Genomic DNA, 26,498 nt, shown 5'->3' on the forward strand with positions numbered 1-26,498 from the left:
TCGATAAAAAATCTGAACGACGACTCATCTTCAAAAAAGCAGGTCTATCGTCCATCTTCCACCATGAATGGATTCGATGTGAAAATGAGCGTGTAACATCCGTTTTCATACATACCAATCGAGGGGGAACACGCATGAACTGGAAGTCAAAGGTCACAGGTGCACTTGCTGCAACACTTGCGCTCGGGTCAATCGTCTTTACGCCGGTCACTGCAAAAACAGTCGATCCAAAACAAGTAGCGGCAGGTCCGCAGATGGTTACATCTCAATCGACGATCGATGCGTACTATCTACCGGCAGCAGGAAAGACAGGGGCAGCGTTGAAGGCATCGCTGCACGATATCATCGACAACCATACACAAGTGTCATACGACACAGTATGGACAGCACTGAAAGAAACGGATCAAGATCCAAACAATGCGAACAACGTTATCGAGTTATACACGGGGAAATCGATTGCGAAAAGCAGCAATGGTGGAAATGTCGGTCAATGGAACCGGGAACACGTCTGGGCAAAGTCGCACGGTGACTTTGGTACGACGAACGGACCGGGAACAGACTTGCATCATTTGCGTCCGGAAGATGTCGTCGTCAACAGCGCACGTGGGAATCTTGATTTCGACAATGGCGGTACGAAATATAGTGGATGCGATTGCTACCGTGATGGCGATTCGTGGGAACCACCGAACCGAGTCAAAGGTGACATCGCGCGGATGATCTTCTACATGGCAGTTCGTTACGAAGGTGGCGGAGAAATCGATCTCGAAGCCTCAGAAAACGTCAACAATGGAACGAACCCATTACATGGAAAATTATCGACGCTGAAAGCATGGAATAAGCTTGATCCAGTCGATAGCTTCGAAATGCGTCGTAACGACGTCATCTTCGAGAAGTGGCAAAAAAACCGGAATCCATTCATTGATCATCCGGAATACGTGACATCAATTTGGGGAAATTGATGACGAGTCAATCAATAGGAAAATGCGATGTTCTCGATTCAGAGAAGATCGCATTTTTTTGGAGGTAAAGCCCGTCAGGTTGAAACTTTTTGCAAGCATCATTCGTACAGCATACCGTAAACCATTTTTTAGCAGAAAGGTCGTACGGTATGATTAAACGCACGTTCAACAAACGAAATATCAAATGGATGGTTGGTGGAGGACTCGTCGCTTGTGTCGCCTTCTGGTACAGTGTCGGGATTTTCGTCAACAGAGGAGAACGACCACTTGCGGATGGGTCGTCGCCGTATGTCATCGTTCTTGGCGCAGGTGTCAAAGGGGAGAAACCGTCGCAAATCTTACATAATCGGATTCAGGCGGCAGCCGCATATGGGAAACAACACCCGAATGTCCGCTTCATCTTGAGTGGTGGACAAGGACCGGATGAGGATATCTCGGAAGCAGAAGCGATGCGACGCGGAATGGTGGCGTCTGGCATTGAAGCGGAGCGACTGGTTCTTGAGTCCAGTTCGACATCGACGACGGAAAATCTACAGTATTCAAAAGACTTATTACCAAAGAATGTCCGACGTGTCTCAATTGTCACGTCAGATTTTCATCTGTACCGCGCTCGAAAAGAGGCGAAACAACTGGGGTTACAGACGGACGCGATTCCGGCAGAGACACCCCTTTCAGGTGTCCTTCGTTTCGGGATGCGTGAACGCGTCGCGATTCTTGTTCAATTCCTACGTTAAAAAACCCCGACGTGTTGAACACATCGGGGAGAATGAAGAAGTACACCAAACGATTAGATGCCTTCACCTTTATTTTTTTCCTCAGAAGATTGAGAATCATTTGCTTGTTGATTAGAAGCATCGTGCTCAGCAGGTGGTTCTTCTTTGCCAAGTGCGACATCTTTCGCTTCGACGACTTTATTGCTGATAGAACTCAGGTCACCTTTTGTCTCATTGACTGTATCTTTCACAGTCGAAGCATCAGACTTCACTGTTTCAAGTTCTGTGTTCACTTTGTCATAGACGTTTTGAACGTCAGACGCCACTTCTTGGATGATACTTGAAGCACTCTTTACCTGATTGATAACTTGCGACGCTTTGCCCGACGGATCTTCCTTGATGGAAGACGCGAGTGTCGAGACGGAATCCTTCGCACCACGTAAGCTTTGTTTCGTGTTTTGACGGGACGAAGAACTAAGTAGCGTCAATAGTCCGCCGACAAGGGCACCGATTAACATCCCTGTGACAAGATTAACTTGACGACCTGATGATTCCTCCTGATCAAACTGACGATTCGGATGTTCTGCGTGCGTTGCGTGTGGATCATGTTGAAGATTCGGTTCCATAATAAACACTCCCTTGAGATAGTATTTAACCATGATATGGATATACCCTTGTGAGCAAATCAAAAACATCTAAAAAAAACATGTATTTGAAATGAATTTAAAAAGACCACCGTGATATGATGGTCTTAGAGGTTCATTTGTTGGATGAATCATCATCATTTTCGTGACGAAGTTTTCGGTTGATTTCATCATAATCGATTTCGATATCGTCCTTGTTGCCCTTATAGCCATATCCTTTTGAAATGACAATGATCGAGGCGACCAAGACGAATACGATGATGAGAATGGAGACGACATATAGCCACATAGTCCACTCCTCCTTTCATTCACTTTCTAGTATGACGGAAAAAGCAGCATCCGTCTAAACGAAATTGTAGGTTGTGTGCTAAACTGATTTCAGATAAACATGTTAAACAGAACGAGGTGACGACGGATGAGTATTTTGGTCGTAGATGACGAATTAACAAATTTAATGCTCTTAGAGCGATTGTTAGAAAATGAAGGATATGACGTCGTCAAAGCCATGAGTGGAGAAGAAGCAATCGAATTGATGGAGGATCCATTGTTCATTGAGCAATTAGATGTCGTCCTGCTCGACGTTGAGATGCCGGGAATCAGCGGAATCGAGGCAACACGTTTGATCCGAAAACGGTTTGGTCTTGATGAACTACCAATCCTGATCGTCTCGGGTCGATCAAACGAAGAAGATATCGTTGATGGATTGAATGCAGGGGCATCTGATTACACGACGAAACCGATTCGAAAAACGGAATTGCTCGCACGAGTTCGTAATGCGATCGGTCTGAAGCAAGCAATCGATGCACGAAAACGATATGAAAAAGTGCTACAAGAAGACTTTGATTTGGCGCAAAAACTGCAACAGAGTGTGCTTAGTGCCAATATCGAAGACGATGAGATCCGCATCATGGCGACCTATATCCCGTCTAAGAAACTAGCGGGAGACATGTATGCCTGGTATCGCATCTCTCAGAATAAATACGGCATCATCTTATTTGACGTCATGGGACACGGTGTCTCCTCTGCATTGATTACGATGGGGATGAGTTCAATCTTATTTGAACTCGTGCACCGGATTGGTGATCCGGCTCAAGTGCTTGAAGAATTGAATCAACAGATGAGTCGACTGTTTCCGGGAGACGAGACAGAAATCTATTTCACGGCTGTCTACCTTTATATCGACTTAGATGAAATGAAACTCAGCTATGCGAACGCGGGGCATCCACCTGGTTTGTTGCGGATGAACGATCAAATCATTCCGCTTGAGAATACGGGACTTCCTGTTGGTATGTTCGAAGACTCGACGTATTCGAGCAAGACGATCGACATCGTCTCACCAGGATGTGTCTATCTGTACACGGATGGTTTCATGGAATTGTACAGTAAAGGTATTGATGAAGGAATTCACGCCATCCAAAATCTGATTGAACAACAAGGACCGAACATCCATCAGCTGATTCAACCGGATCAGAGCGATGAAGCGGATGATCTTTGTCTCGTGACAGTCGAAATCAATTAACATGTAAATGAAGAAGACTCAGCGACAGAAACACCGTCACTGAGTCTTTTTTGAGTCATACAAGTCTTGCGCTTACTTGAACTAGAAGAACCTTCTCCGCCATAAGATGAATGCGGCAAGACCAGAGAAGAAGATCATCATGCCGAAGACGATCCAAAAACCGATGACTTCTCCTTCCCAAGGGACATGGACGTTCATTCCGAACATCCCAGATATCATCGTCGGAATCGAGATGACGATCGTAATCGAGGCGAGGAACTTCATGACGAAGTTGACATTGTTCGAGATGACGGAACCGAATGTATCCATCGTCGAACTGATGATGTCTTTATAGATTTGTGCCATTTCCATTGCTTGCCGGTGTTCGACGAAGACATCTTCGAGTAAGTCTTCATCGTCTTCGTGTTTCTCAAGACTCGGTGTCTTGATGATTCGGTCGAGGACACCATCGTTCGATTTCAAGGATGTCATGAAATAGACCAATGATTTCTGAAGGTTCATGAGTTGAAAGATTTCTTGATTTCGCATCGAACGTTGTAATTCTTCCTCGAGTTCATCCATCCGTCGATCGATTTGGCGTAGGAAACGGAGATACGAGGAACTGACTTTATAGAGAATCTGAAATACGAAGCGCGATCGATAATTCGTCCGGAATCCTCGCAACTTACCACTCGAGAATAACGTCAGGACATCGAGCTGTTGCGAACAAACGGTGATGAAATGACGGGATGTTACGATGATACCGAGCGGAATCGTATTATAACGGCGTCCTGATGATTCTTCTTCGATGTAGGGAACGTCGACGATCATCAGTAGACCTTCTTCATCTTTTTCAAAACGTGGTTTTTCTTCCACGTCCAAAGGGTCATAAATGAAATCCTCTGGAATATTCGTAGCAGCGATGACTTGGTCGGCTTCATCCTTGGTCGGATTGACAAGATGGATCCAGGAACCTTTCGTAAACTCCTGTATCTCGTTGACTGCCCCAGTGACATCGCTTCGATAAATCGTCAACATATTGTCTATCCCTCCTGCTCTTCACTGTCTCATTATAGAAATAGAAACGATGGCGTGTAAATGATTCTCCGATTTTTTTTTACGAAGATTAGTGATAAGATGAAAACAGAGGAGGGGAAGACATGCCTTTTTTTAATGCTAAGAAGCTCGAAGAACTTCAATCGATCGCGGGTGGGGATCACGCGTTCCTTCAAAAAATCGGAGAGACGTATATCGCACAGTTCGATCGAAAGTTTCCTGAACTGAAAGATGCCGTCGCTAAACAAGATGCTGAGCAAACTGAAAAACTCGCTCACTTGTTAAAAGGTGCTTCCTATTCCGTTGCCGCTGATGATTTAGCTGATGATTTCGAACTGCTTGAAAAAGAAGCAGAATCCGGTTCGATGACCGGAACGCAAGAAATCGTCGATCGGATTGAGCAATGCATGGTAGAATTCCGTGTCGTCTGGCTCGATGTCTTTACTGGGAAAAACCTTGACGCTTTACGTTAAGGATGAAATAAATAGTAAAAGCCGACTTCATGTCGGCTTTTTTTTGATTTACAAGACGTATGAATCAACCGTTTCGATCAATCGACCGATTTCCGGTTTCGTGATTTGTGCATTGACACCAACGGACTCGCCTTTATGGCGTAAATCGTCGGAAATCAAGGAGGAGAAGACGATGATCGGCAGTTCTGCATAACGATCATCTTCACGGAGTCGTTTCGTTAAATGAAGTCCATCCATCTTCGGCATCTCGATATCGGTGATCAGGAGATCACAGTTGCTTCCGTTCTCAAACGCATCAAAAGCTTCCTTACCATTGATGAACCACTTCAGTCCGTGGTAACCGGCTTCCTCGAGTGTTTCGATGATCAACGTCCGGAGCATTTCCGAGTCTTCGGCAATCCAGATGATTTTATCGGACCGGTCACGGGACTGGACGCGACGTCCTTCTTCGCGGGCGAAGATATCCTTGCGTGAGAGCTCAAGGGCAATTTTTTCATAGTCGAGCAGGATGATCATCTTGTCTCCCGTTTTGACGACACCGTTCGTTAACCCTTCGATGCCACGAGCGAGTTCGTTTGGTGTATCGATCTGTTCCCATGAGATACGGCGGATTTCCGTCACGGAATCAACGCGTAGGACACTCTTTTCTCCATTGAATTCACAGATGATCAGTCGATCCTCGGTTGCTTCGTCGTGGGGAACACCGATGACTGTAGGCAAATCGATTACCGTCATGACTTCGCCGCGGAGTTCGATCAATCCTTTGACAGCATCCGGTGTACCCGGAAGTGGTGTCATCGGGAGCGGAACGATGATTTCCCGAACCTTCATGACGTTGATACCGAACGTATACGGACCACAATGGAAGATGACGATCTCGAGTTCGTTCGTGCCGGCTTCTAATAAAATATCGTGCTGATTGTACATATGGTTGTGCCCCTTTCCATTACCTTCACTTCACTTCTGACTAGTTATCGGCATGCTACGTTAAAAATTCTAGTTCTGAATCGACAAAAAAAGTGTTGTAATCGCTTTCATAATATGTTAAGCAAAAAGTTTGGCATTTGTCAGACCAATTGATTACAATAAGCTATGCAGCCACACACTGAAATGAGAGAGATAAAAATAAATGGAGGTAGAGTGGAATGACTACAGCAACAACCTACACGTTTTTACTAGATGGAAAATGGCATGAAAGTGAATCAAAAGAGACGATTGAAATCTCTTCACCATATAAAGAGGATCTTGTCGGTCGTGTTCAAGCGATGACAAAACCAGAAGTCGATCGTGCCATCGCTTCAGCGAAAGCGGCACAAGCAGAGTGGGCAAAACAACCAGCGAACAAACGGGCTGAACTGCTTCACGCTTGGGCAACGGAACTCGAGAAACGTGCGGACGAAATCGGTGAAGTCATCATGCGCGAAGTCGGTAAAGGACGTGCAGATGGCGTCAAAGAAGTCAAACGGACAGCTGAAATCATTCGCTACACTGCGGAAGAAGGTCTCCGTTTCGACGGTCAGATGATGCAAGGGGATTCGTTCCCAGGCGGTAGCGCGAAAAAAATCGCGGTCATCAAAAAAGCGCCACTCGGTGTCGTGCTTGCCATCTCACCGTTCAACTACCCAGTTAACTTGGCAGCAGCGAAACTCGCACCTGCACTCATGACAGGGAACGCCGTCGTCTTTAAACCGGCAACACAAGGTTCAATCAGTGGTATCTTAATGGTCGAGGCACTCGTCGCAGCAGGCCTTCCAGCTGGACTCGTAAACATCGTCACAGGTCGTGGATCAGTCATCGGTGATTACTTGACAGCTCATCCGGGAATCAACATGATCACATTCACAGGTGGTACAGGAACAGGACAACATTTATCACGTCAATCTGCAATGATTCCACTTGTCCTTGAACTCGGTGGAAAAGACCCAGCACTCGTTCTTGAGGATGCGAACCTGTCCCTTGCAGCAGATCACATCATCAGTGGTGCATTCTCTTACTCAGGTCAACGTTGTACAGCAATCAAACGTGTCTTCGTTCTCGATCACCAAGCGGATGCGCTTATTGAAGAACTTAAGACTCGAATTGCAAAATTGACAGTCGGTTCACCTGAACAAGAAAGTGTCGTCGTACCGCTTATCGATACGAAATCAGCGGACTTCGTCGAAGGCTTGATTACGAACGCAACAGACAAGGGCGCAACGCTCGTCACAGGTGGCGGACGTACAGCGAACTTGATCGAACCAACACTTCTTGACAACGTGACACGTGACATGCGCGTCGCTTGGGAAGAGCCGTTCGGACCAGTTCTTCCAATTATTCGTGTTAACTCGGTCGACGAAATGATCGCATACTCGAACGAATCAGAATACGGTCTTCAAGCAAGTGTCTTCACGGAAAACATCGATGCTGCGTTTGCGGTAGCGGACGCGCTTGAAACAGGTTCTGTTCAAATCAATGGACGGACGGAACGTGGTCCTGACCACTTCCCATTCATCGGTGTTAAATCATCGGGTCTTGGTGTTCAAGGTGTCGGACGTAGCTTAGCTTCGATGACACGCGACAAATTAACAGTCCTCAACTTAAAATAAGTTTTTGACCGACCTTTCAATCTGCGGAAAGGTCGGTTTTTTGTGCATCCATTTCTTATACTCTAGCGTAAGCTAGACAACAAATATCATCCGTTGACGCACAAAGTTTGGCGCTATAGCTTCATTCTCTTTATAATGAAAGAAAATGGACGAGAGAAAAGAGGCATGTAGGCATGGCTGTAGCAGACGAAATCATCCCGATTCCGATTCCCACACCATTTCCTGTAGGGGACGTGAACTGTTATATATTACGAACGGAAGGGGAAAACATCCTCATTGATTGTGGCCCCGATACACTCGAGGCGTGGCAAATGATGCAACAGACGCTTGCGCGACACGATTTGCAGGTTGAGGATTTAGATCGTGTCATCGTGACGCATCACCATGCGGATCATGCTGGGATGGCACATCGATTTTCAGAGAAAGGCATTCCTGTCTATGGACATGCGCGGTTGCGTCCGTATTTGGAACAGGACGAGACGTTTCTAAACAATGGGGATGTGTTCTTACGTCGGCTGGCGACTTCATTTGGTGTTCCGTCAGCGATTCAAGAGATGTTACCGAGCTATCAATCTGCCTTAAAATGGCTTGGAAAAGGTCAGCTTGATTTCATATTAAAGGAAGGCGACGCAATTACACCTTCTGGGCGATATCGCGTCATCGAACTGCCAGGTCATGCGAGTGACCAAATCGGAATTTTAAGCGACGATGGTATATTGTTCGCGGCGGATCATCTGCTAGACCGGGTCGAACCGAACCCGTTGCTTGAACAACCGCAACCGGGTGATGACGTGCTCGTGAAACGACCTGTTCTTGCGTATCTTGACTCCTTGGAAAAACTACAAGGAGAACAGATCCGAATTGCGTATACCGGTCATGGTGATCCGATTCGCGATGTCGCGGCACTCGTTGAAGAACGATTGATGCAACGCAAGGCACGCGGCGATCAACTGTTAAAGTATTTTTCAGAAGAGCATACGTTATTTGAATTAGCACAAGTGACGTATGGGAATCGATTGAAAAAATCATTCCCACTCGTCATGAGTGAAATGAAGGCACGTCTTGATACGCTCGTCGCACGTGGTGCGATTACGGTTGAGAAACGATCTGGTATCCTCTACTATTCGAAAATGGAGGAAGTTTAATGCAACTCATCAACCGGACGATCGTCATCACCGGTGCTTCAAGTGGACTCGGGGAAGCACTGGCGCGCACTCTGCATAAAGAAGGGGCAAACTTGATTTTAATCGCACGACGCGAGGATCGATTACAAACGTTAGCATCTGAACTCCAGGCAGACTACCTGGTCTACGATTTGGAAGTGGCGCCCGAAATTCTTGCGAAAACACTCGCAAATCGTTATGGACGGATCGATATTTTGATTAATAACGCAGGTTTCGGGGAATTCAGCTTCCTAGACGATACTTCGATTGAAACGATCGAGTCGATGCATCGGATCAATGTCTTAACTCCCGTTCGCTTAACGAAAGCGTGCCTTCCGTTACTTCGAGAAGGGGGTATGATCGTCAATGTCGCGAGTCAAGCAGGAAAGCTGCCGACACCGAAGTCGACGATCTATTGCATGACGAAAGCAGCAATCCTGCAGTTTTCGAACGCCTTACGACTGGAGTTGCGTCCAAAAGGGATTCACGTCATGACGATTAATCCCGGACCGATCGCAACGGAATTTTTCGTAAGAGCGGACATTAGTCGGAAGTACGAAAAAAACGTGGCTTCGATTGTCTTATCGAAAGAACAACTCGCACGGACTGTCGTCCGGGCGATGCGACGCCGAAAGCGAGAGGTCAATGCGCCATGGTGGATGGAACTTTCAGCAAAAGGGTACGGCGTTATGCCACAGCTGATTGAATGGTTAGGAAAATCAGGTTTCGACAAAAAGTGATGACGGAGGAGAACAACGAATGAAAACAAAAGTAATCAGCTTTCTTGCCTTAGGTACCCTGCTTGCAGGATGTGGGTCACCGGATGCAACACCGGAACCGAAGAATGTCTTAGGAACTTCTTATCAGACAATTGAAAAAGAAGCGGAAAAATCAACGGTTCGGATGTACATGTGGGGCGGCGATGACGGAATCAACGCCTATATCGATGAATATGTGACGCCCCGTCTGAAGAAGGAACATAATATTACGCTCGAACGCGTTCCGATCGAGACGGCAGACATTATTCAAAAATTACGTGCTGAGAAAAAGGCAGATAAGGAAAAAGGCGTCATCGATGTCGTCTGGATTAATGGCGATAACTTTTTGAATGCTAAAAAAGATGAGTTACTTTATGGGGAAATTACAAAAGTTCTTCCAAACATGAAATACGTTGATGCTGCCGCCCAAAGTTCAGATAGCGGTACGAAAACAGACGGGCTCGAAGCCGCATGGGGAAAAGTCCAATATACGTTGCACTATGACGCAGCTGATGTAAAATCGTCACCAAAGGACTTACAAGCGTTGAAGTCTTGGGTTAAGGAAAATCCAGGACGCTTCACGTATCCAGAAGTGACGGATTTTACAGGAAACGCCTTCGTCCGTCACGTCATGTATGGTGTCGAATCGAACGCGACCCTGAAAGACCCAAAAGCAGACTTCAAGAAGACATGGGCTTACCTGAACGAAATCAAACCGTACCTCTGGAAAAAGGGGAAAACGTATCCGAAGACGCTTGCGCAACTCGATCAGTTATACGCGAAGGGAGACGTCGACTTCACGATGGGCTTCAACGAACGACGGGCAGAACAAGAAGTGAAGTCAGGAACGTTTCCGAAACAAACGCGTCCGATTGTTTTGAAGGATGGCTCAATCGCATCGACCCATTTCCTTTCCGTACCATTCAACGCACCGAACCCGAGAGGTGCACTCGTTACGATCAATACGCTGTTGTCACCAGAGGCACAATTGAAAAAATATGATGCGACTTACTGGGGCGATGGAACGAGTCTCGATTTGTCGACACTTGATCAGGCAGAACAAAAGCAGTTCGCTGATGTACCGGCCGCACCGTCGACACCGAAGCCGAGTGTCTTTGAAGGGAAAGTCCGGACGGAACTAGATCCATCGGTCTTCGAGATGATCCGTAAGGAATGGCCGTCTCGTGTGGCGCGGTAACGTATATCCTGCTGCAATTCTGATGGCAGGGATGGTCTTATACGGGCTGTGGGTGAGTGTTTCAATGACGCCACCCGCCGACTATCATGAGCTACTGACGGATGACGTCTTTTTAGAGAGTCTAACCGTCAGTAGTTACGTTGCCATCGTGAGTACGGGCATTGCCTTGATCATCGGTGTGATGCTCGCACGAATCTTGAGCAGAACACGGCTAGCGGCGTTGCTCGCGATTCCGTTATTCATTCCTCATCTAGGAGCGGCGTATCTCGCAATCCTCTACCTCAGTGATGTGCCGGTCATCGGACCGCATGAAGGGAACTACATCAGTGTCATCTTGACGTATCTATATAAAGAAATTCCGTTCGTCTTTTTTTATCTCTTACCGGTTGTACGACGTCTCGATCCACGTTACCAAGAACTCGGTATGATGCTCGATTTATCGCCAGTGCGCCGATTCTGGCATGCACGGGGTGTGTTCCTGCTCGTTCCCATGCTTGAAGCCGGCTTTATCTTACTTGCCTTCATCCTGTTCGCATATGAGATTCCAGCACTGCTCGGCGTGACCTATCCGAAATTACTTGGCGTCTATGCCTTTGACTTATACACACAAGGTGATTTATCGGAACAACCGCTCGCTTTTGCGATGAGTGTCGTCTTGACGGGTGGACTTTTCCTCTTACTAGTGCTCATGACGGGTTTAACCCGCCCGTTGGCAACGAAGATCAGTAGGGGGCGAAGTGAATGAAAAAAACTAGCGTCATCGTATGTATTGTTCTTCTTTTCAACGTTCCATTGATCGGTTTAATTCCGGGAGAATGGAATTGGAATCCGCGTCTTGAAGCAACGCTTGGTACGACCATTGCGATGGTCTGTGCCGTTATATTGTTAAATCATCTCTTCGGATACATGGCAGGAAAAGCGATCGCTTTTCAAACCGGGACACGCATTCGTATAGCAGAGTTCTTGATTAGTTTGCCGCTATTCGTTCCCGTCTTATTGTTGTCGTTCGGTCTCTATTTGACATGGATCCGGCTCGGTCTGGCAGATCGTTTTTTCGGTGTACTGCTCGTGTTGCTTCTGCCGACATTGCCATATACAGTCCGTTTGTACACGAACGGATTTCAGACGCTCGGTGAGCGGATGCTCGAACAGATGGTCTTGCTCGAAGGAAATCGATTCAAACGTTGGTTTTATTTGACGGGACCGATGTTACGATCGACATTACAGTCCGTGACGTTGCTCGTCACCGTGATCACGATCAGTCAATATGCTCTTGTTGCGTTGATTGGAGGCGGAATCGTCCGCATGATCGCACTGGAAGTGTTCCCGGCGTATTCTGGTAATTCCCAGGAGGCAGCTCGTCTGGCGACACTTTGGTTGATTGGATTACCTATTCTTTTTTATGTATTACAAGCCGTTATTTTTTCTAGCTGGATACGAATCGTACGGAGGCGTTTAAATGGAAGTCACGATACAACAAGTCAATAAACGATTTGGAAGCAAACAAGTGTTGTCTGATATCGATGTAAGCATCGCGTCTGGACAATGCGTGGCTTTAGTCGGACCGAGTGGTAGCGGGAAAACGACGCTTCTCCGCCTGATTGCGGGTCTCGAACGTGTGACGAGTGGAGTGATTCGATTTGGGGAACGAGACGTCACGACACTCTCTCCGAATCAACGAGGTGTGACGATGATGTTTCAACGCTCTTTATTGTTTCCGCATTTGAACGTTGAACAAAACATTCGCCTCGGTGCGAAACAGTTAACACCGATCGAACTTGATTCTTGGTTATATCGCGTTGGACTCGAGGGGAGAGGACGAAGTGCCATTCACGAACTTTCAGGTGGTGAACAGCAACGTGCGAGTCTAGCTCGTGCGCTGGCGAGTCAGCCGGACTTCTTGTTGCTCGATGAACCGTTCTCGAGTCTAGATGTACCGAGACGACGAGAACTTCGGACATTGATCCGAAAGTTGACCGAGGAACAAGGCGTCACGACACTGCTTGTCACGCATGACCGGGAAGAGGCAATGGCGATGGCAGATGTCATTTATGTTTTGGAACAAGGACGGATCGTGGATCGCGGCACACCGATCACGCTCAGTCAGACAAGTCCGTTTTTCGGTGAAGGCATCTACATCGAAGCGACTTGGTATCCGTTGACGTCAGTTAACTTGGTCTCAAGACCGACGAAGGAAACGGATGAGCGTGTTACGATTACGAAAGAACTCATTCAATATGGCGTTCGGTTCTACGAAGTGGAACGGCCATCAGGCGAACGGCTCGTACTTTCTTCAGACGAGACGATTCATTCGATAGAAGGGTATATCGTTAGAAAGGAGGGGTGACATGTTAGATACACGTGCGCGTAAAATCGTTCAACCCCTGTTTGATCAAGGGGCGACCTTATTTAAGAAAATTGGATTATCAGCGACGCAGGTGACGATCATTTCGGGCATCATCGGTGGTGCGACAGGCTTTTTCGTCTATAACGACATGATGGGAACGGCAATTGTCCTATTGTGGATCTCGGGTATGCTCGACGTTATTGATGGCACGATGGCAAGAAAAGAGAAGACAACACCAATTGGTACGATCCTTGATCTTGTTCTCGACCGAATTGTCGAACTGTCAGTGTTAATTGGTCTCGCACTCCGGTTTCCGGAAACGCAGGTTGTGATTCTGTTACTTGTCGCATCATTCGTCATTGGGATGACGATGTTCCTTGCGATCGGAGCAGTTAGTGAGAACTACGGTTACAAGTCGTTTCAATATCAACCAGGACTCATCGAACGAACGGAAGGATTTCTATTCTTGACGGCGATGATTCTGTTTCCAAGTGCTATCATCTGGATCGCAAGTGTCTTCTTGATCGCTGAACTCTATACGGTTGGAGAACGATTCCATCAAGCATCGAAGGTGTTACGATGAGTGAACAAGAGATGATCATGACGGTGGACCGAGCTGGGAATCCGCTCGGACCGCGTCCGCGATCAGAAGTCCACGCAAAAGGTCTATGGCATGAAACGTTTCATTGTTTCGTCTATGATCCAACGCGGGACGTCGTGTTGCTCCAGCAACGTTCTGAACAAAAGAAGGACTTTCCGGGAATGCTCGATATCACGGCAGCCGGTCATCTGCTTGCAAATGAGACGGTTGAAGATGGTGTCCGGGAACTCGAAGAAGAGATTGGTTTAGCTTATACCTTTGATCAACTAATACCTCTTGGAGTTCAGGAGGAGGAGTTTCGGGATGCGACACTTTGGGATTGTGAACGATGCCATGTGTTTCTCGCACAAAGTGATCAAGCGTTAGAATCGTATATGCTCCAGGAAACCGAAGTGAAACGATTAATCGCTTTTTCGATTGAGCAGTTGGATCGCATCGCTGACGTGACGATTGAGCGTATTCAGGATAAAACAGGAGAATGGTTCGATCGTCATCAATTCGTTCCGCATCCTTCTTCTTACTGGAAACATGTCCAACAGGGAATCGAAAGATTACGTAACCTAAGCTAATCTTGAGAATCATGACACAGAACGACCTACGATCGAATGTGATGTCGACGTAGGTCGTTTTCATTCGTACATTTGTTCGACACGAGAGTAGCGAAATTCAGGTATATTTGAGATAATTAAGTATATATACAAAAGAAGGAAAGAAGGTGCAGCCAGTGGCATTACGATTTGCACTACTCGGGCTGCTGACCCAAGGGGAAGCGACCGGTTATGATTTGAGCGCGACTTTTAAAAAACAGATGATCCACTTCTGGACCGCACATCATACACAAATATACCGAGAGTTGTTAAAAATGGAAGAGGCAGAACTCGTGACGAGTGTTCATATCGTTCAAGAAGATCTGCCGGATAAGAAAGTCTATTCGATTACGGATAAAGGGCGGACGGAGCTCGTCGAATGGTTACGGACACCAAATGAATTCAAACCGAAGATGAAGGATGAGAACTTGATGCGGGTGTCGCTCTTGCATCTGCTCCCACCAGAGGAAGCTGTCGCTTATCTAGAAGAATCGAAGCGACACCATCAATTTGCCGTCGAGATGATGCAAAGTTGGCGTCACGATCATCTCGAGAACGGTGCGACACTAGGTGAGACCTTGACGAGTGAATACGGCTTGCGTATGATGTTGAATTACTTGGACTGGTGTGATTGGGCGATCGCGGAAATCAAAAAAAACGGAGCGAACGTCTAACAAAACTGGCTCGACTGTCATGTAGATGGCGGATTCGAGCCAGTCTTGTTTTTGATGAGATGAAGTAAGGAGTTAAACCATGTACTTTAATGATTACGAAGACTGGATCGAAGAAGAGGCAGAAGCGTTATTTCACCTACATGAAGAACCGTTGACGCGAGAAGCGACGTCGTATTCGCAATTTACGGCGTATGTAGAGGAGGCACTCCTCGAGCCATTATTACTCAAATTACGCTGGCTCGGAGAAGCGGAAGAAGAGGAGATTCTAGAACAGGCGGATCCAACCGTCTGGAAAAATGCTTCGGGCAATTCGGAAGCCTCACTTCGTCGAGATGTATTACGACGAGTCGTCGAGCGAGACTTGACGGCGCATATCCTTGCGTACCTGACACCGATTCTTGAAGCTAGACAAACAGCTTATGAGACAGAATTAGAACAGCTTCAATTGGCCCATGCTGAACAAATGGATGAGGTCAAACAGCATGAGCAACAGATTGAGATCGGACCACCACCTGAGAAAATTAAAAAGTGGTGGTATTTCAAAGAAAAAGAAGTAGCTCGTTCCTTTACAGAGGAAGAACGATCAATGCTGCGAGCCCAACAGCAACAACTCGAGAACGAGTTAAAGCGGCTTGAACGAAAAAAGCGTGAGACAGAAGCCGATCTCGAACGATTGGATTCGCTTCATCGGTTATAATTCACGTGAAAAAATGGAGCAGGCGACATACCGTCGCCTGCTCCATTTTCTATAAGCACTGTTTCTATTAAGCTTGTGTAGCCAGTTTCGCAAGGACTAGTTTTGCGACTGCTTCACTTGAAGCCGGATTTTGTCCTGTAACGACATTGCCATCGATGACAGCGAACTCTTTACCAGCATCCGATGTCAGGAAAGTAGCTCCTTCACCGCGAAGTGTCGTCTCGAGCAAGAATGGTACTTTATCTTCGAGACCTGTTGATTTTTCCTCTTCATCTGTAAAGCCGTTGATTTGACGACCTGATACGAAGGGTTTGCCATCGATCATGACGTGCGCGAAGGCAGCAGGACCATGACAGACCGATGCGACGACGCCGTCTTTTTTGATGACAGCTTCGATGGCACTCGCCACTTGTGGGTTATTCGGGAAGTCGACGACCGCACCGTGACCACCTGGGAAGTAGACAGCGTCAAATGATGCTGGATCTACTTCAGAAAGTGCTTTCGTATCGTGCAACGCACGGCGAGCATCTTGGAATTTCGGTAAGATTTCTTTGACGATCGATGCTTTATCAATTGGAACATCTCCGCCTTTGATGGACGTGACCGTCACGTCATGTCCTGCATCTTTGAACAGGTTGTAGGGTGCTGCGAACTCCTCGAACCATAATCCTGTTTTGTGACCATTCATGTCATCTGCACTTGTTGATACGATTAAAATACGTGCCATAATAAAACTCCTCCTCTGTATGAACGTTACAAAGAAGGAGATTCCCGGAGAAATGGAGTGTTAAACCTTACCGGTGTTCGGTATAGTGATGAACTGGCAGTGTAGCAAGCGCCTGGTCGATCTGAGCTTGCGAAACCGGCTCTCTCATCGCTTGGACGTTTGCTTGAAGTTGCGACACGCTTGACGCACCTGGAAGGACGATATCGACCTGTTGATCGATTGCTTGCAATGCAAGCGCTGGAAGCGGGAAGTTTTGTAATTGTTGTAGACTGGCTTCGAGCGTCTCTTTATCGAACTGTTCGAAACGATCAACCGACTGCAGGCGTGAGACACTTTCGTGTGTCAACAGTCCTTTTGCTAGTGGACCGCGGGCAACGACTTGGATGTTTTTCTCTTTTAAGCGTGGTAACAACTCTTCGATGCGACGATCGAGCAATGAATAAGGCGTCATCAAGTAAGAGAAATTACTATGCTCAAGCCAATATTCGATGACGTTCGGTCGCAATGACGAGAGACCATATTCCTTGATTTTCCCCTCTGCTTTTAAGTCTTCCATCGCGCGAATCGATGCATCGATATCGTCGTCCATCGTGCCACCATGGACGTAATATAGGTCGAGGTAAGGTGTTTCGAGTCGATTTAAACTTTCAAGACAGGCTTGCTTCAAATAGTCATAACTCGGATCCCATGTCCAACCGGTTCCGGTCGCATTCATTCGATTGCCACCTTTTGAGGCAAGAAACAATCGACTACGATCCTCTTGCGCGAAGGTTTGACCGATAATCGATTCGACGGCTCCGTTTGCATAGACATCCGCTGTGTCGAAATGGGTGATACCCGCGTCGAGTGCCGTCCGCAGGATTGCTGCCGCTTCTTCCTGTCCGCGTTTTAAGATCGTCATCGTACCTAATCCTAATGACATGTTCAATTCCCTCTTTTCTTAAATGAACTGTAAGTTTGGAACTTCTGCATTCTAGTGTATCATATCTTATGAAAAAGACGGCTTGAAGTCTTGCGGCAATACGTCGGAAACGGCATACTAATCATGACAGAGAACGTAAACTAGGATAGAAGAGGGGAACACTACCGATGGAAGAAAAAACGATTGAACGTGAAGTGATCTATGAAGGAAAAGTTTTTGATGTCGAGAAACATGTCGTCACGTTACCGAACGGTAATACCTCGGTTCGTGAACTGGTCTATCATAATGGTGCCGTCGCCATCATCGCTTTTGATGAACAAGGGGATCTGATTGTCGTTGAACAATATCGGAAGGCGTTCGAGAGTCTATCGATCGAGATACCAGCGGGCAAACTCGAGAAAGGTGAAGATCCACTCGATTGTGCCGGACGTGAATTAAAGGAAGAAACAGGTTACGTCGCGAAAGAGTTACGACATGTCTTTGATTTCTACGGTGCGCCTGGTTTCTGTAGCGAACGTGTACATATTTATGAAGCGATTGGTCTTACTGCCGGTGATCGTCAGCTCGATGAAGATGAGTTCCTTGAGAACAAAACATTGAAGCTTGAACAAGCGCTCGAACTCGTAGCAAACGGAACGATTGTCGACGCGAAGACAATCATGGCGATTCAGCATTGGCAGATCCGTACTTTAAAATGATTCTCATTTAAATGATTTTCAGTTGATAATCATTTTAATTTGAAAAAAGACTGAGTTTCAGCTATGATAATAGCATCAGTTCGAACAAAGGGGGCGCTATGATGGAAAGTCGTGTAGAACGCATCAAAAAACAGCTAAGCGGTAAAGGATATAAGCTGACTCCCCAACGTGAAGCGACTGTGCGTGTCCTGCTCGAACATGAGTCGGATCACCTCAGTGCCGAAAATGTCTTTCTCCTTGTAAAAGAAAAGAACTCCGACATCGGACTTGCGACGGTTTACCGGACGCTCGAATTATTGACGGAGCTCGAAGTCGTCGATAAGGTCAACTTCGGAGATGGCGTATCCCGGTTTGATTTACGACAAGAAGGTGCGAGTCATTCGCATCACCATCTCGTCTGTATCGAATGTGGATCCGTCGAAGAGATTTTAGACGATATGCTTGAAGAAGTAGAGAAAGAAATCGTGTCCCGATTCCATTTCAAAATCAAGGATCACCGCCTGACATTCCATGGCGTCTGCCGTGTCTGCCAAGAGCGTCACGCTCGGGAAGCGTTGGAACAATCGCAAACACAAACAGTCTGACCGTCCGAGGAAATTTCGGATGGTTTTTCTTTTTCGATTTTTATAGGTCAGACCTCTTCACAACGGTTTACACCTTTGATATGATGGGAAAGTAAGCGATTTCGTAAACGAAGAGGATGAGTTCAGTGCGTGAACAACTGGAAGCATTTATCAACTATTTAGTGATTGAACGGCAAATGTCCGCGAATACGGCAGCTGCGTATCGAAATGATTTGAATCAATACTTACAGACGCTCGAAACAGCGGAAGTTTCTTCGTTTGAACAGGTTCACCGACATCATATCGTCGACCACATTGAACGATTGCTTGAAGCACGCAAGTCACGATCGACGGTCCGCCGGGCGACGAGCTCAATCCGTTCGTTCCATCAATATCTGGTCGAAGAGAAACTAACGACGCATGATCCGTCCCGTCATCTTGATTTACCGAAACCGGAGAAGAAGCTTCCCGTCGTCTGGAGTCAAACCGACGTCGAACGTTTACTTGATTCGGTCGTCGGTGTCGATCCGCTTACACGACGAGATGCAGCAATGCTTGAGCTTCTCTATGGAACAGGGATGCGCGTCAGCGAACTGCTACAACTGAAGTTGAACGATTTGCAACTCGAACTAGGGTATCTGTCGTGTATCGGGAAAGGGAACAAGTCCCGTATCATCCCGATGAGTTCGACATCGATTGAAAGCGTCAGGACATATCTTGACCTCGCGCGTAATAGTCTCGGTGGTCAACAGACGGACGATGTCTTCTTGAACAGTCGCGGTGATCGTTTATCACGACAAGGTTTTTGGAAGATGATCAAACGACGGGCAAAGGAAGCCGGTATCGAAAAAGGAATCACGCCGCATGTCTTGCGTCATTCGTTCGCGACCCATCTTCTTGAAAATGGTGCTGATCTACGCGTCGTGCAAGAGATGCTAGGGCATGCTGATTTGTCGACGACACAAATGTATACACACGTCAATAAAGCACGACTCCATGACGTGTATAAGAAACATCATCCACGGGCATGATGGTTCTATCTTTTAAAGGTCTGACTTCAGACAATTAATGCGTTTTGTCTAGTTCCTTTACGGGAAAATTCGTAACGGGAATCGCACAACTACAGCTCGTAATAGGAGGAATAGCAAATGGCTCAATCATTTAAACGTGTATTTTTGATCGTCATGGACTCCGTAGGAATCGGAGAAGCACCGGATGCTGAACAATTCGGAGATCTTGGTTCACATACGCTTGGTCACATCGCGCGTGAACGTAGCGGATTAAACATGCCGAACATGGCAAAGCTCGGACTTTCACATATCGAGCCGGTCGAAGGTGTCTCGGCTGAAGAAGCACCGCTTGCAGCATACGGGAAAATGCAGGAAGTATCTGCAGGGAAAGATACAATGACAGGGCACTGGGAGATCATGGGACTGCGAATTGATACACCATTCCGTGTCTTCGAAAAATTCCCAGATGATTTGATTCATCGCTTAGAAGAGTTCTCAGGGCGGAAGATCATCGGGAATAAACCGGCTTCTGGTACGGAAATCTTAGACGAACTTGGACAAGAACATGTTGAAACAGGCGCCTTGATCGTCTATACCTCGGCAGACTCTGTCCTTCAAATCGCAGCTCATGAAGAAGTCGTTCCATTAGAGGAACTGTACCGGATTTGTGAATATGCACGCGATATTACGCGGGATGACCCGTACATGCTCGGTCGTATCATCGCACGTCCATTCCTTGGTGAGGCAGGAGCATGGGTTCGGACAGCGAACCGTCACGACTATGCCCTTAAACCATTCGACCGGACAGTCATGAACGAACTTGAGACAGCTGGACTTGATGTCATCTCACTCGGTAAGATTGCTGATATCTATGACGGCGAAGGCGTGACGGATGCAATCCGTACGAAGTCGAACATGGACGGCATGGATCAGCTCGTGAAGCAACTCGATCGGGATTTCAACGGACTTTGCTTCTTAAACCTCGTTGATTTCGATGCGTTGTTCGGACACCGTCGTGATCCGCAAGGCTACGGACAAGCACTTGAAGAGTTCGATGCGCGTCTTCCGGAAGTGTTTGCTCGCTTAAACGAAGACGATCTCTTGATCATCACGGCTGACCACGGAAACGATCCGGTTCATGCTGGAACAGACCATACACGGGAGTATGTACCGTTGCTTGCCTACCATAAAAATGGTGTTGCAAAACCGCTCGGTATCCGTGAAACGTTCGCTGATCTTGGAGCGACGGTCGCAGAAAACTTCGGCGTCAAAATGCCGGCACATGGAACAAGCTTTTTAACAGAACTATAATTCGAGGGAGCGATTCAGATGACAGTCAACTGGAATGAAACACGTTCGTTTTTAGAAAGCAAGATGCAGGCAAAACCGGAGATTGGATTAATTCTCGGTTCAGGACTTGGTGTCCTCGCGGATGAGATTGAAAATCCAATCGCGATTCCATACCACGAAATCCCGAACTTCCCGGTATCAACAGTCGAAGGACACGCGGGGCAACTCGTCTTCGGTACTCTTGAAGGGAAACAAGTCGTTGCGATGCAAGGACGATTCCACTTCTACGAAGGATATTCGATGGATATGGTCACGTTCCCAGTCCGTGTCATGAAGGCGATCGGCGTTGAGACATTGATCGTTACGAACGCAGCGGGTGCTTGTAACGAAGCGTTCGAACCAGGTGATTTGATGTTGATCACGGATCACATCAACTTCTTCGGTACGAACCCATTGATCGGGAAGAACGTCGACGAGATGGGACCACGTTTCCCGGATATGTCGAAGCCGTATGATGCGGAATTACTTCGTCTTGCACAGGAAACAGCGGATGAACTCGGAATTCGTGTCCGTCAAGGTGTCTACTTCGGAAACACTGGTCCAACATATGAGACACCAGCAGAAGTTAAGATGGCACGGATGCTCGGTGGCGACGTCGTCGGTATGTCGACGGTCCCTGAAGTCATCGTTGCCCGTCATTCCGATATGCGAGTCCTTGGGATTTCGTGTGTCTCAAACATGGCAGCAGGTATTCTCGATCAACCGTTACACCATGATGAAGTCATCGAAACGACAGAACGCGTCCGCGCACACTTCCTATCACTCGTTCGCGGTTCGATCAAAAAAATGTAACGACTGTTTATAAAACTTACAAACCACTCCTGAGGAGGAACTAGATTATGCGTATGGTAGATTTGATTGCAACAAAACGAGACGGTGGCGAACTCGCAACAGCTGATATTCAAGCAATGGTAGAAGGATTCACGAATGGTGAGATTCCAGATTACCAAATGTCAGCGATGTCGATGGCGATTTTCTATCAAGGAATGTCAGATCGTGAAATCGCTGATTTGACGATGGCGATGGTCAACTCGGGTGACGTGATCGACCTTTCCCGCATTCACGGAAAAAAAGTCGACAAACACTCGACTGGCGGTGTCGGTGACAAGATCAGTCTGATTGTTGCACCACTCGTTGCGTCAATCGGTATTCCGGTGGCGAAGATGAGCGGTCGCGGCCTCGGTCACACAGGTGGAACAATCGACAAACTCGAAGCGTTCCCTGGTTTTGACGTTGAACTTTCAGAAGAAGCATTCGTCTCACAAGTCAACGACATCAAGATGGCGATCATCGGTCAAACAGGTAACTTGACGCCTGCAGACAAAAAACTCTACGCACTTCGTGATGTCACGGCGACGGTCAACTCGATCCCATTGATCGCAAGTTCAATCATGTCGAAAAAAATCGCAGCGGGAGCAGACAGCATCGTACTCGACGTCAAGACAGGTTCTGGTGCCTTCATGAAATCGTTTGAAGATGCAAAAGCACTCGCGACAGAGATGGTTTCGATCGGTAAGAGTGTCAACCGTAAGACGGTTGCTGTCATTACAGACATGGATCAGCCGCTCGGCTTTGAAATCGGAAACGCAAACGAAGTCAAGGAAGCGATCGAAGTCCTTCAAGGAAAAGATGTCCGTGACTTGAAAGTCATCGCATTGACGATTGCATCACACATGGCAGTCCTCGGTGAGTTCTACCCGACGTTCGATGAAGCATATGCGGATCTCGAAACACGTCTCGGTAACGGCGCAGCACTTGACGTCTTCAAAAAGTTTATCGCAGCGCAAGGCGGCGACGCGTCACTCGTTGACGACATGACAAAAGCACTTGAAACGAAATACGAAAAAACATTCGTTGCTTCAAAAGCCGGTTACGTTTCTGAAATCATCGCTGACGAAGTCGGTGTTGCGGCAATGATCCTCGGTGCTGGACGTGCGACGAAAGCAGATGAGATCGACCACGCAGCAAGCGTCACGCTGCATAAAAAAGTCGGCGATCGTGTCGAAGTCGGCGATGTCATCGCAACGCTTCGTTCAAACAAAGAAACGCTCGACCAAGCGATCGAAAAAATGGATCACGCGTATCACATTAGTGAAACGAAACCGGCAGAACGTCCGCTCGTTCACGCTGTCATCCAGTAAGCAATTCAATCAGCAATACTTGAGTAGTGGACTTCGTCCGCTACTCTTTTTTTGTGATAAAATCGAAAGTGTAAAAATATGGATATATCTAAAGGAGTGATCGCATGAAACGTTGGTTCATAGTAATTGCCAGTTTAGTTGGAGTTATCGGCGGCGGCGCATTGATGATGACGTCCGCTTTTACACAGGACATGGAGTCAGATGGAACGAAAGAGGCTGAAATTCAACAAAAAGCAAGGACATACTTAGAGAAGCATCTTCCGAAAGCAAAGGTGACCGGTAGTATTTACGACAATATGGGTAATTTTTCGTTTGAGTACGCAGCACGAGCGATTGACGAAAAAACGAATACTGAGTTTTTCGTATATCAAGATGAGGAGTCGGGAAGGTTCGTCGATACGTATCATGCGTCACTTTGGGAAGATCAGTTAGAACGACGGATCACGTTGCCTACTCTTAATGATGTGAACGCGGAACTAGATATGGTGGTACTGTTTGATAACGATAAGATTCAACAGCTTGGTAATGCGCGTTTTGATTCAAAGGCTTATTTACGTACGGAAGTCGCTCCGACGATTTTAATTAGCGTTCCACGCAAGCAAAGCGAACAGGATAAAACGCAGATTACAGCGTGGGCAAAGTCGTTGCGCGAACAAAAGATCCTTCAATACATGACGGTCAAGGTTGACTATGTCTCGGAAAAAGGTGAGTTACTGGAGGACGGGAATTCGTTGTTCGTAACGCTATAAAATGGATTAAAAAATGAAAGTACGCGGTTCCCTTTCGATTTGTTATACTGGAAATACTTGTAATGAATAAGGGGGAACTTTCATGAAACCACCACGCTTACAAAAAGGGGATAAGATTGCTATCGTCTCGCCGGCGTCTGCTGTCGCAGCATACGTACCGCGTCGTCTCGCCCGCGGTATCGCAACACTTGAAAAAATGGGGTTCGAGGTCGTCTTGATGCCGAATGCAACAGCTGTTCATAGTCATACAGCAGGAACGATCGGCGAACGTCTGCAAGATTTACATATGGCGTTTGCTGATCCGTCGATTAAGGCGATCATCTCGACAATCGGTGGGTTTAACTCGCACCAATTACTCGATGAACTTGATTATGAGTTGATCCGAAACAATCCGAAAATCTTCGTCGGATACAGTGATATCACCGCATTGTTTGCTGGCATCTATCAGCAGACAGGATTGACGACGTTCGTCGGACCAGCGCTACTGACACAGTTCGGTCAATTTGATGGTCTTGATCCGTATACGGAAGAGTCGTTTAATCGTACGTTCATGCAGACGGAACCGATCGGTCGAATTGAAGCATCGGAAGAGTGGACGGACGAGATTTTACGCTGGGATATCGCGGATGATCGCAGACGAGAGCATCAGCCGAATGCAGGGTACACGATCGTCAAGACGGGCGTCGCAGAAGGTCCGATTCTGACGGGGAACACGGGAACACTTTTGCTGCTTGCTGGGACACCATACTTGCCATCATTTGACGGTGTCGTCTTGATGCTTGAGGATGACGAAAGTGAGACACCAGAAACGATCGACCGGTATTTCACGCAATTGCGACACATGGGTGCGTATGACAAGATTGCGGCGCTCGTCGTCGGACGCTTCCCGAGCAAGGTCGATTTTGATCCGGACTTCCCGCTCAAAGACATCATTCTGCGCGCGACGCGGGGCTATGATTTCCCGATCATTCTCGATGCGGACTTCGGGCATACGGATCCTGTTGCGACACTCGCGAATGGAATTCGGATTCGTGTCGAAGCAACGGATTCGGTGACACTCGATGTGTTAGAGGCAGCTGTCGAGTAAAAAGGTCTGCACGACGTCCTGAAATTTGGTACACTGTACCATGGAATCACGATCTTGAATCGTGACGAATCTCTTGCTGGAAAGCACGAAAGGTTGGTCAAACATGCAAAAAACTGGTCATATCTTATTAGAAGATGGAAATAAAATCGAATTCGAATTGTTCAACGATGAAGCACCGATCACGACTGAAAACTTCGAAAACCTTGCAAACTCGAACTTCTACGATGGATTGAACTTCCACCGTGTCATCCCAGGCTTCGTCTCACAAGGCGGATGCCCAATCGGAAACGGTACAGGCGGTTCAGGAAAAACGATTCCTTGCGAAACGTCTACATCATACCCACACAAACACAAAGCGGGTTCACTTTCGATGGCACACGCTGGTCGTAACACTGGATCAAGCCAGTTCTTCATCGTACATGAGCCACAACCGCACCTCGACGGCGTACACACGGTCTTCGGACAAGTGACTTCAGGTCTCGAACATGCACAAAAAATGAAGCAAGGCGCTGGCATCAAAGAAATCCGCGTCGAAGCATAAGTTCTTACTCCTCTTCAAACGTTTGAAGAGGAGTTTTTCTTTTTTTAGAAGCGGGTACAATCAGTAAGGGAACTCAACTAGTAAAGGAGTGTTTGTCATGCGTTTAGAAGGAAAACGAATCATCCAAGTTGTCAGCAATGACTTCGAGGATTTAGAATTATGGTATCCTGTCCATCGCTTGCGTGAAGAAGGCGCGATCGTTGACATCGTCGGTGAGAAGGCAGATGAGACGTATATCGGGAAGTACGGTGTTCCGATCAAATCGAATAAGACGTTCGATGAGATCAATCCAGCAGAATACGATGCGATTCTTGTTCCGGGTGGTTGGTCACCCGATCTGTTACGCCGCTTTGACTCTGTCCTGAACATGGTGCGTCATTTTGACCAGAACAAACAACCGATTGGTCAAATCTGCCACGCTGGTTGGGTTTTGATCTCTGCTGGCATCTTAAAAGGTGTTAATGTCACGAGTACGCCAGGAATCAAGGATGACATGACGAATGCAGGTGCGATTTGGCACGATGAAGCCGTCGTCGTCGACGGACATATCGTCTCGAGCCGTCGCCCGCCTGATCTACCAGATTACATGCGTGCTTTCATCCAAGTGATGGAAGAACAAGCATGATTCAGATGCAGGGGACGTCACATGACGGTCTCCTGCCTTTTTCATGGATTATGAAAAAAATGCAGTAATTCTGTGTGAGAAGGTGTAGAATGAATGAGTCTCAGTCGTTCATGCTCCTGAGAGTTGTTGAAA

31 protein-coding genes are annotated in these 26,498 nt (G+C 47.1%); 25 read left to right on the forward strand and 6 right to left on the reverse strand.

Features of this window, described 5'->3' with window-relative positions:
* Positions 1-134 precede the first annotated feature (134 nt).
* Positions 135-959, forward strand: coding sequence for an endonuclease I family protein (locus ACN9MT_RS05105; protein ID WP_290749088.1), 825 nt, complete (start codon positions 135-137; stop codon positions 957-959).
* A 149-nt stretch (positions 960-1,108) separates the two neighbouring features.
* The gene (locus tag ACN9MT_RS05110) at positions 1,109-1,693 is read left to right on the forward strand and encodes a YdcF family protein (protein ID WP_426272901.1); all 585 of its coding nucleotides are present in this window, start codon (positions 1,109-1,111) and stop codon (positions 1,691-1,693) included.
* Positions 1,694-1,746: 53 nt separating this feature from the next.
* Here ACN9MT_RS05110 and ACN9MT_RS05115 read toward each other — a convergent pair whose 3' ends face one another.
* Together ACN9MT_RS05115 and ytzI are read right to left on the reverse strand one after the other, a co-directional pair.
* Positions 1,747-2,298, reverse strand: a complete 552-nt coding sequence (locus ACN9MT_RS05115) for a hypothetical protein (RefSeq protein ID WP_368915693.1) — start codon at positions 2,296-2,298, stop codon at positions 1,747-1,749.
* Positions 2,299-2,431: 133 nt separating this feature from the next.
* Complete coding sequence (ytzI, locus tag ACN9MT_RS05120) at positions 2,432-2,605, reverse strand: YtzI protein (RefSeq protein WP_023467656.1); 174 nt, start codon at positions 2,603-2,605, stop codon at positions 2,432-2,434.
* 126 nt (positions 2,606-2,731) lie between these two features.
* Here ytzI and ACN9MT_RS05125 point away from each other — a divergent pair, with 126 nt between their 5' ends.
* Positions 2,732-3,835 (forward strand): PP2C family protein-serine/threonine phosphatase, encoded by a 1,104-nt coding sequence (locus tag ACN9MT_RS05125; protein WP_035408959.1) that lies wholly within the window; start codon positions 2,732-2,734, stop codon positions 3,833-3,835.
* 81 nt (positions 3,836-3,916) lie between these two features.
* On the opposite strand, the gene ACN9MT_RS05130 is transcribed toward ACN9MT_RS05125, so the two are convergent.
* Positions 3,917-4,852 carry a magnesium transporter CorA family protein gene (locus tag ACN9MT_RS05130; protein WP_023467658.1) on the reverse strand — a complete coding sequence of 312 codons (936 nt, stop codon included), beginning with the start codon at positions 4,850-4,852 and terminating at the stop codon, positions 3,917-3,919.
* Between the two features lie 122 nt (positions 4,853-4,974).
* On the opposite strand from ACN9MT_RS05130, the gene ACN9MT_RS05135 reads away from it, so the two are divergent.
* Positions 4,975-5,343, forward strand: a complete 369-nt coding sequence (locus tag ACN9MT_RS05135) for an Hpt domain-containing protein (RefSeq protein WP_023467659.1) — start codon at positions 4,975-4,977, stop codon at positions 5,341-5,343.
* Between the two features lie 48 nt (positions 5,344-5,391).
* On the opposite strand, the gene ACN9MT_RS05140 is transcribed toward ACN9MT_RS05135, so the two are convergent.
* Positions 5,392-6,270 carry a chemotaxis protein CheV gene (locus ACN9MT_RS05140; RefSeq protein WP_035408954.1) on the reverse strand — a complete coding sequence of 293 codons (879 nt, stop codon included), beginning with the start codon at positions 6,268-6,270 and terminating at the stop codon, positions 5,392-5,394.
* A 218-nt stretch (positions 6,271-6,488) separates the two neighbouring features.
* On the opposite strand from ACN9MT_RS05140, the gene ACN9MT_RS05145 reads away from it, so the two are divergent.
* From ACN9MT_RS05145 to ACN9MT_RS05195, 11 genes are all read left to right on the forward strand, one after another.
* The gene (locus ACN9MT_RS05145) at positions 6,489-7,928 is read left to right on the forward strand and encodes an NADP-dependent glyceraldehyde-3-phosphate dehydrogenase (protein ID WP_426272902.1); all 1,440 of its coding nucleotides are present in this window, start codon (positions 6,489-6,491) and stop codon (positions 7,926-7,928) included.
* Between the two features lie 173 nt (positions 7,929-8,101).
* Positions 8,102-9,073 (forward strand): MBL fold metallo-hydrolase, encoded by a 972-nt coding sequence (locus ACN9MT_RS05150; protein ID WP_426272903.1) that lies wholly within the window; start codon positions 8,102-8,104, stop codon positions 9,071-9,073.
* A complete protein-coding gene (locus ACN9MT_RS05155; protein WP_426272904.1) occupies positions 9,073-9,831 on the forward strand; it encodes an SDR family NAD(P)-dependent oxidoreductase in 759 nt (252 codons plus the stop codon). The genes ACN9MT_RS05150 and ACN9MT_RS05155 overlap by 1 nt, the downstream gene beginning before the upstream one ends.
* Positions 9,832-9,850: 19 nt before the next feature.
* Positions 9,851-11,047, forward strand: coding sequence for an ABC transporter substrate-binding protein (locus ACN9MT_RS05160; RefSeq protein WP_426272905.1), 1,197 nt, complete (start codon positions 9,851-9,853; stop codon positions 11,045-11,047).
* Positions 11,034-11,792 carry an ABC transporter permease gene (locus tag ACN9MT_RS05165; protein ID WP_426272906.1) on the forward strand — a complete coding sequence of 253 codons (759 nt, stop codon included), beginning with the start codon at positions 11,034-11,036 and terminating at the stop codon, positions 11,790-11,792. Before ACN9MT_RS05160 ends, ACN9MT_RS05165 begins: the two co-directional genes overlap by 14 nt.
* On the forward strand, positions 11,789-12,535 hold the full coding sequence (locus tag ACN9MT_RS05170; RefSeq protein ID WP_290749110.1) for an ABC transporter permease: 747 nt from the start codon (positions 11,789-11,791) through the stop codon (positions 12,533-12,535). The genes ACN9MT_RS05165 and ACN9MT_RS05170 overlap by 4 nt, the downstream gene beginning before the upstream one ends.
* The gene (locus tag ACN9MT_RS05175; protein ID WP_035408932.1) at positions 12,507-13,394 is read left to right on the forward strand and encodes an ABC transporter ATP-binding protein; all 888 of its coding nucleotides are present in this window, start codon (positions 12,507-12,509) and stop codon (positions 13,392-13,394) included. Before ACN9MT_RS05170 ends, ACN9MT_RS05175 begins: the two co-directional genes overlap by 29 nt.
* Before the next feature lies 1 nt (position 13,395).
* Positions 13,396-13,977, forward strand: coding sequence for a CDP-alcohol phosphatidyltransferase family protein (locus tag ACN9MT_RS05180; RefSeq protein WP_035408929.1), 582 nt, complete (start codon positions 13,396-13,398; stop codon positions 13,975-13,977).
* Positions 13,974-14,564 carry an NUDIX hydrolase gene (locus ACN9MT_RS05185; RefSeq protein ID WP_035408926.1) on the forward strand — a complete coding sequence of 197 codons (591 nt, stop codon included), beginning with the start codon at positions 13,974-13,976 and terminating at the stop codon, positions 14,562-14,564. The genes ACN9MT_RS05180 and ACN9MT_RS05185 overlap by 4 nt, the downstream gene beginning before the upstream one ends.
* A gap of 155 nt (positions 14,565-14,719) precedes the next feature.
* On the forward strand, positions 14,720-15,256 hold the full coding sequence (locus tag ACN9MT_RS05190; protein WP_035408921.1) for a PadR family transcriptional regulator: 537 nt from the start codon (positions 14,720-14,722) through the stop codon (positions 15,254-15,256).
* Between the two features lie 79 nt (positions 15,257-15,335).
* Positions 15,336-15,953: a DUF5320 domain-containing protein gene (locus ACN9MT_RS05195; protein WP_035408918.1), complete on the forward strand. Its 618-nt coding sequence runs from the start codon at positions 15,336-15,338 to the stop codon at positions 15,951-15,953.
* A 67-nt stretch (positions 15,954-16,020) separates the two neighbouring features.
* Here the strand turns inward: ACN9MT_RS05195 and ACN9MT_RS05200 are convergent, their stop codons facing one another.
* Both ACN9MT_RS05200 and ACN9MT_RS05205 read right to left on the reverse strand, forming a co-directional pair.
* Positions 16,021-16,680: a type 1 glutamine amidotransferase domain-containing protein gene (locus tag ACN9MT_RS05200; RefSeq protein WP_035408915.1), complete on the reverse strand. Its 660-nt coding sequence runs from the start codon at positions 16,678-16,680 to the stop codon at positions 16,021-16,023.
* Between the two features lie 67 nt (positions 16,681-16,747).
* Complete coding sequence (locus tag ACN9MT_RS05205) at positions 16,748-17,602, reverse strand: aldo/keto reductase (RefSeq protein WP_426272907.1); 855 nt, start codon at positions 17,600-17,602, stop codon at positions 16,748-16,750.
* 167 nt (positions 17,603-17,769) lie between these two features.
* Between ACN9MT_RS05205 and ACN9MT_RS05210 the strand changes: the two genes are divergently transcribed.
* The 10 genes from ACN9MT_RS05210 (at position 17,770) to ACN9MT_RS05255 (ending at position 26,366) form a co-directional block, all read left to right on the forward strand.
* Positions 17,770-18,300, forward strand: a complete 531-nt coding sequence (locus ACN9MT_RS05210; RefSeq protein WP_035408909.1) for an NUDIX domain-containing protein — start codon at positions 17,770-17,772, stop codon at positions 18,298-18,300.
* A gap of 101 nt (positions 18,301-18,401) precedes the next feature.
* On the forward strand, positions 18,402-18,884 hold the full coding sequence (locus tag ACN9MT_RS05215; protein ID WP_023467675.1) for a Fur family transcriptional regulator: 483 nt from the start codon (positions 18,402-18,404) through the stop codon (positions 18,882-18,884).
* 125 nt (positions 18,885-19,009) lie between these two features.
* Positions 19,010-19,894, forward strand: coding sequence for a site-specific tyrosine recombinase XerD (gene xerD, locus ACN9MT_RS05220; RefSeq protein ID WP_426272908.1), 885 nt, complete (start codon positions 19,010-19,012; stop codon positions 19,892-19,894).
* Between the two features lie 117 nt (positions 19,895-20,011).
* Positions 20,012-21,184: a phosphopentomutase gene (gene deoB, locus ACN9MT_RS05225; protein ID WP_426272909.1), complete on the forward strand. Its 1,173-nt coding sequence runs from the start codon at positions 20,012-20,014 to the stop codon at positions 21,182-21,184.
* Positions 21,185-21,202: 18 nt separating this feature from the next.
* Entirely contained in the window at positions 21,203-22,015 is an 813-nt protein-coding gene (locus ACN9MT_RS05230; RefSeq protein ID WP_029341181.1) for a purine-nucleoside phosphorylase, read from the forward strand.
* Positions 22,016-22,062: 47 nt separating this feature from the next.
* Positions 22,063-23,364 (forward strand): pyrimidine-nucleoside phosphorylase, encoded by a 1,302-nt coding sequence (locus tag ACN9MT_RS05235; RefSeq protein ID WP_023467679.1) that lies wholly within the window; start codon positions 22,063-22,065, stop codon positions 23,362-23,364.
* Positions 23,365-23,468: 104 nt separating this feature from the next.
* On the forward strand, positions 23,469-24,113 hold the full coding sequence (locus tag ACN9MT_RS05240; protein ID WP_426272910.1) for a hypothetical protein: 645 nt from the start codon (positions 23,469-23,471) through the stop codon (positions 24,111-24,113).
* Between the two features lie 82 nt (positions 24,114-24,195).
* Positions 24,196-25,200 carry a S66 family peptidase gene (locus tag ACN9MT_RS05245; RefSeq protein WP_426272911.1) on the forward strand — a complete coding sequence of 335 codons (1,005 nt, stop codon included), beginning with the start codon at positions 24,196-24,198 and terminating at the stop codon, positions 25,198-25,200.
* A gap of 103 nt (positions 25,201-25,303) precedes the next feature.
* On the forward strand, positions 25,304-25,741 hold the full coding sequence (locus ACN9MT_RS05250) for a peptidylprolyl isomerase (RefSeq protein WP_023467682.1): 438 nt from the start codon (positions 25,304-25,306) through the stop codon (positions 25,739-25,741).
* A 97-nt stretch (positions 25,742-25,838) separates the two neighbouring features.
* The gene (locus tag ACN9MT_RS05255; protein ID WP_035398198.1) at positions 25,839-26,366 is read left to right on the forward strand and encodes a type 1 glutamine amidotransferase domain-containing protein; all 528 of its coding nucleotides are present in this window, start codon (positions 25,839-25,841) and stop codon (positions 26,364-26,366) included.
* The last annotated feature ends 132 nt before the right edge of the window (positions 26,367-26,498 follow it).

This window comes from Exiguobacterium sp. R-17 (assembly GCF_049913315.1).
GTDB lineage: Bacteria > Bacillota > Bacilli > Exiguobacteriales > Exiguobacteriaceae > Exiguobacterium_A.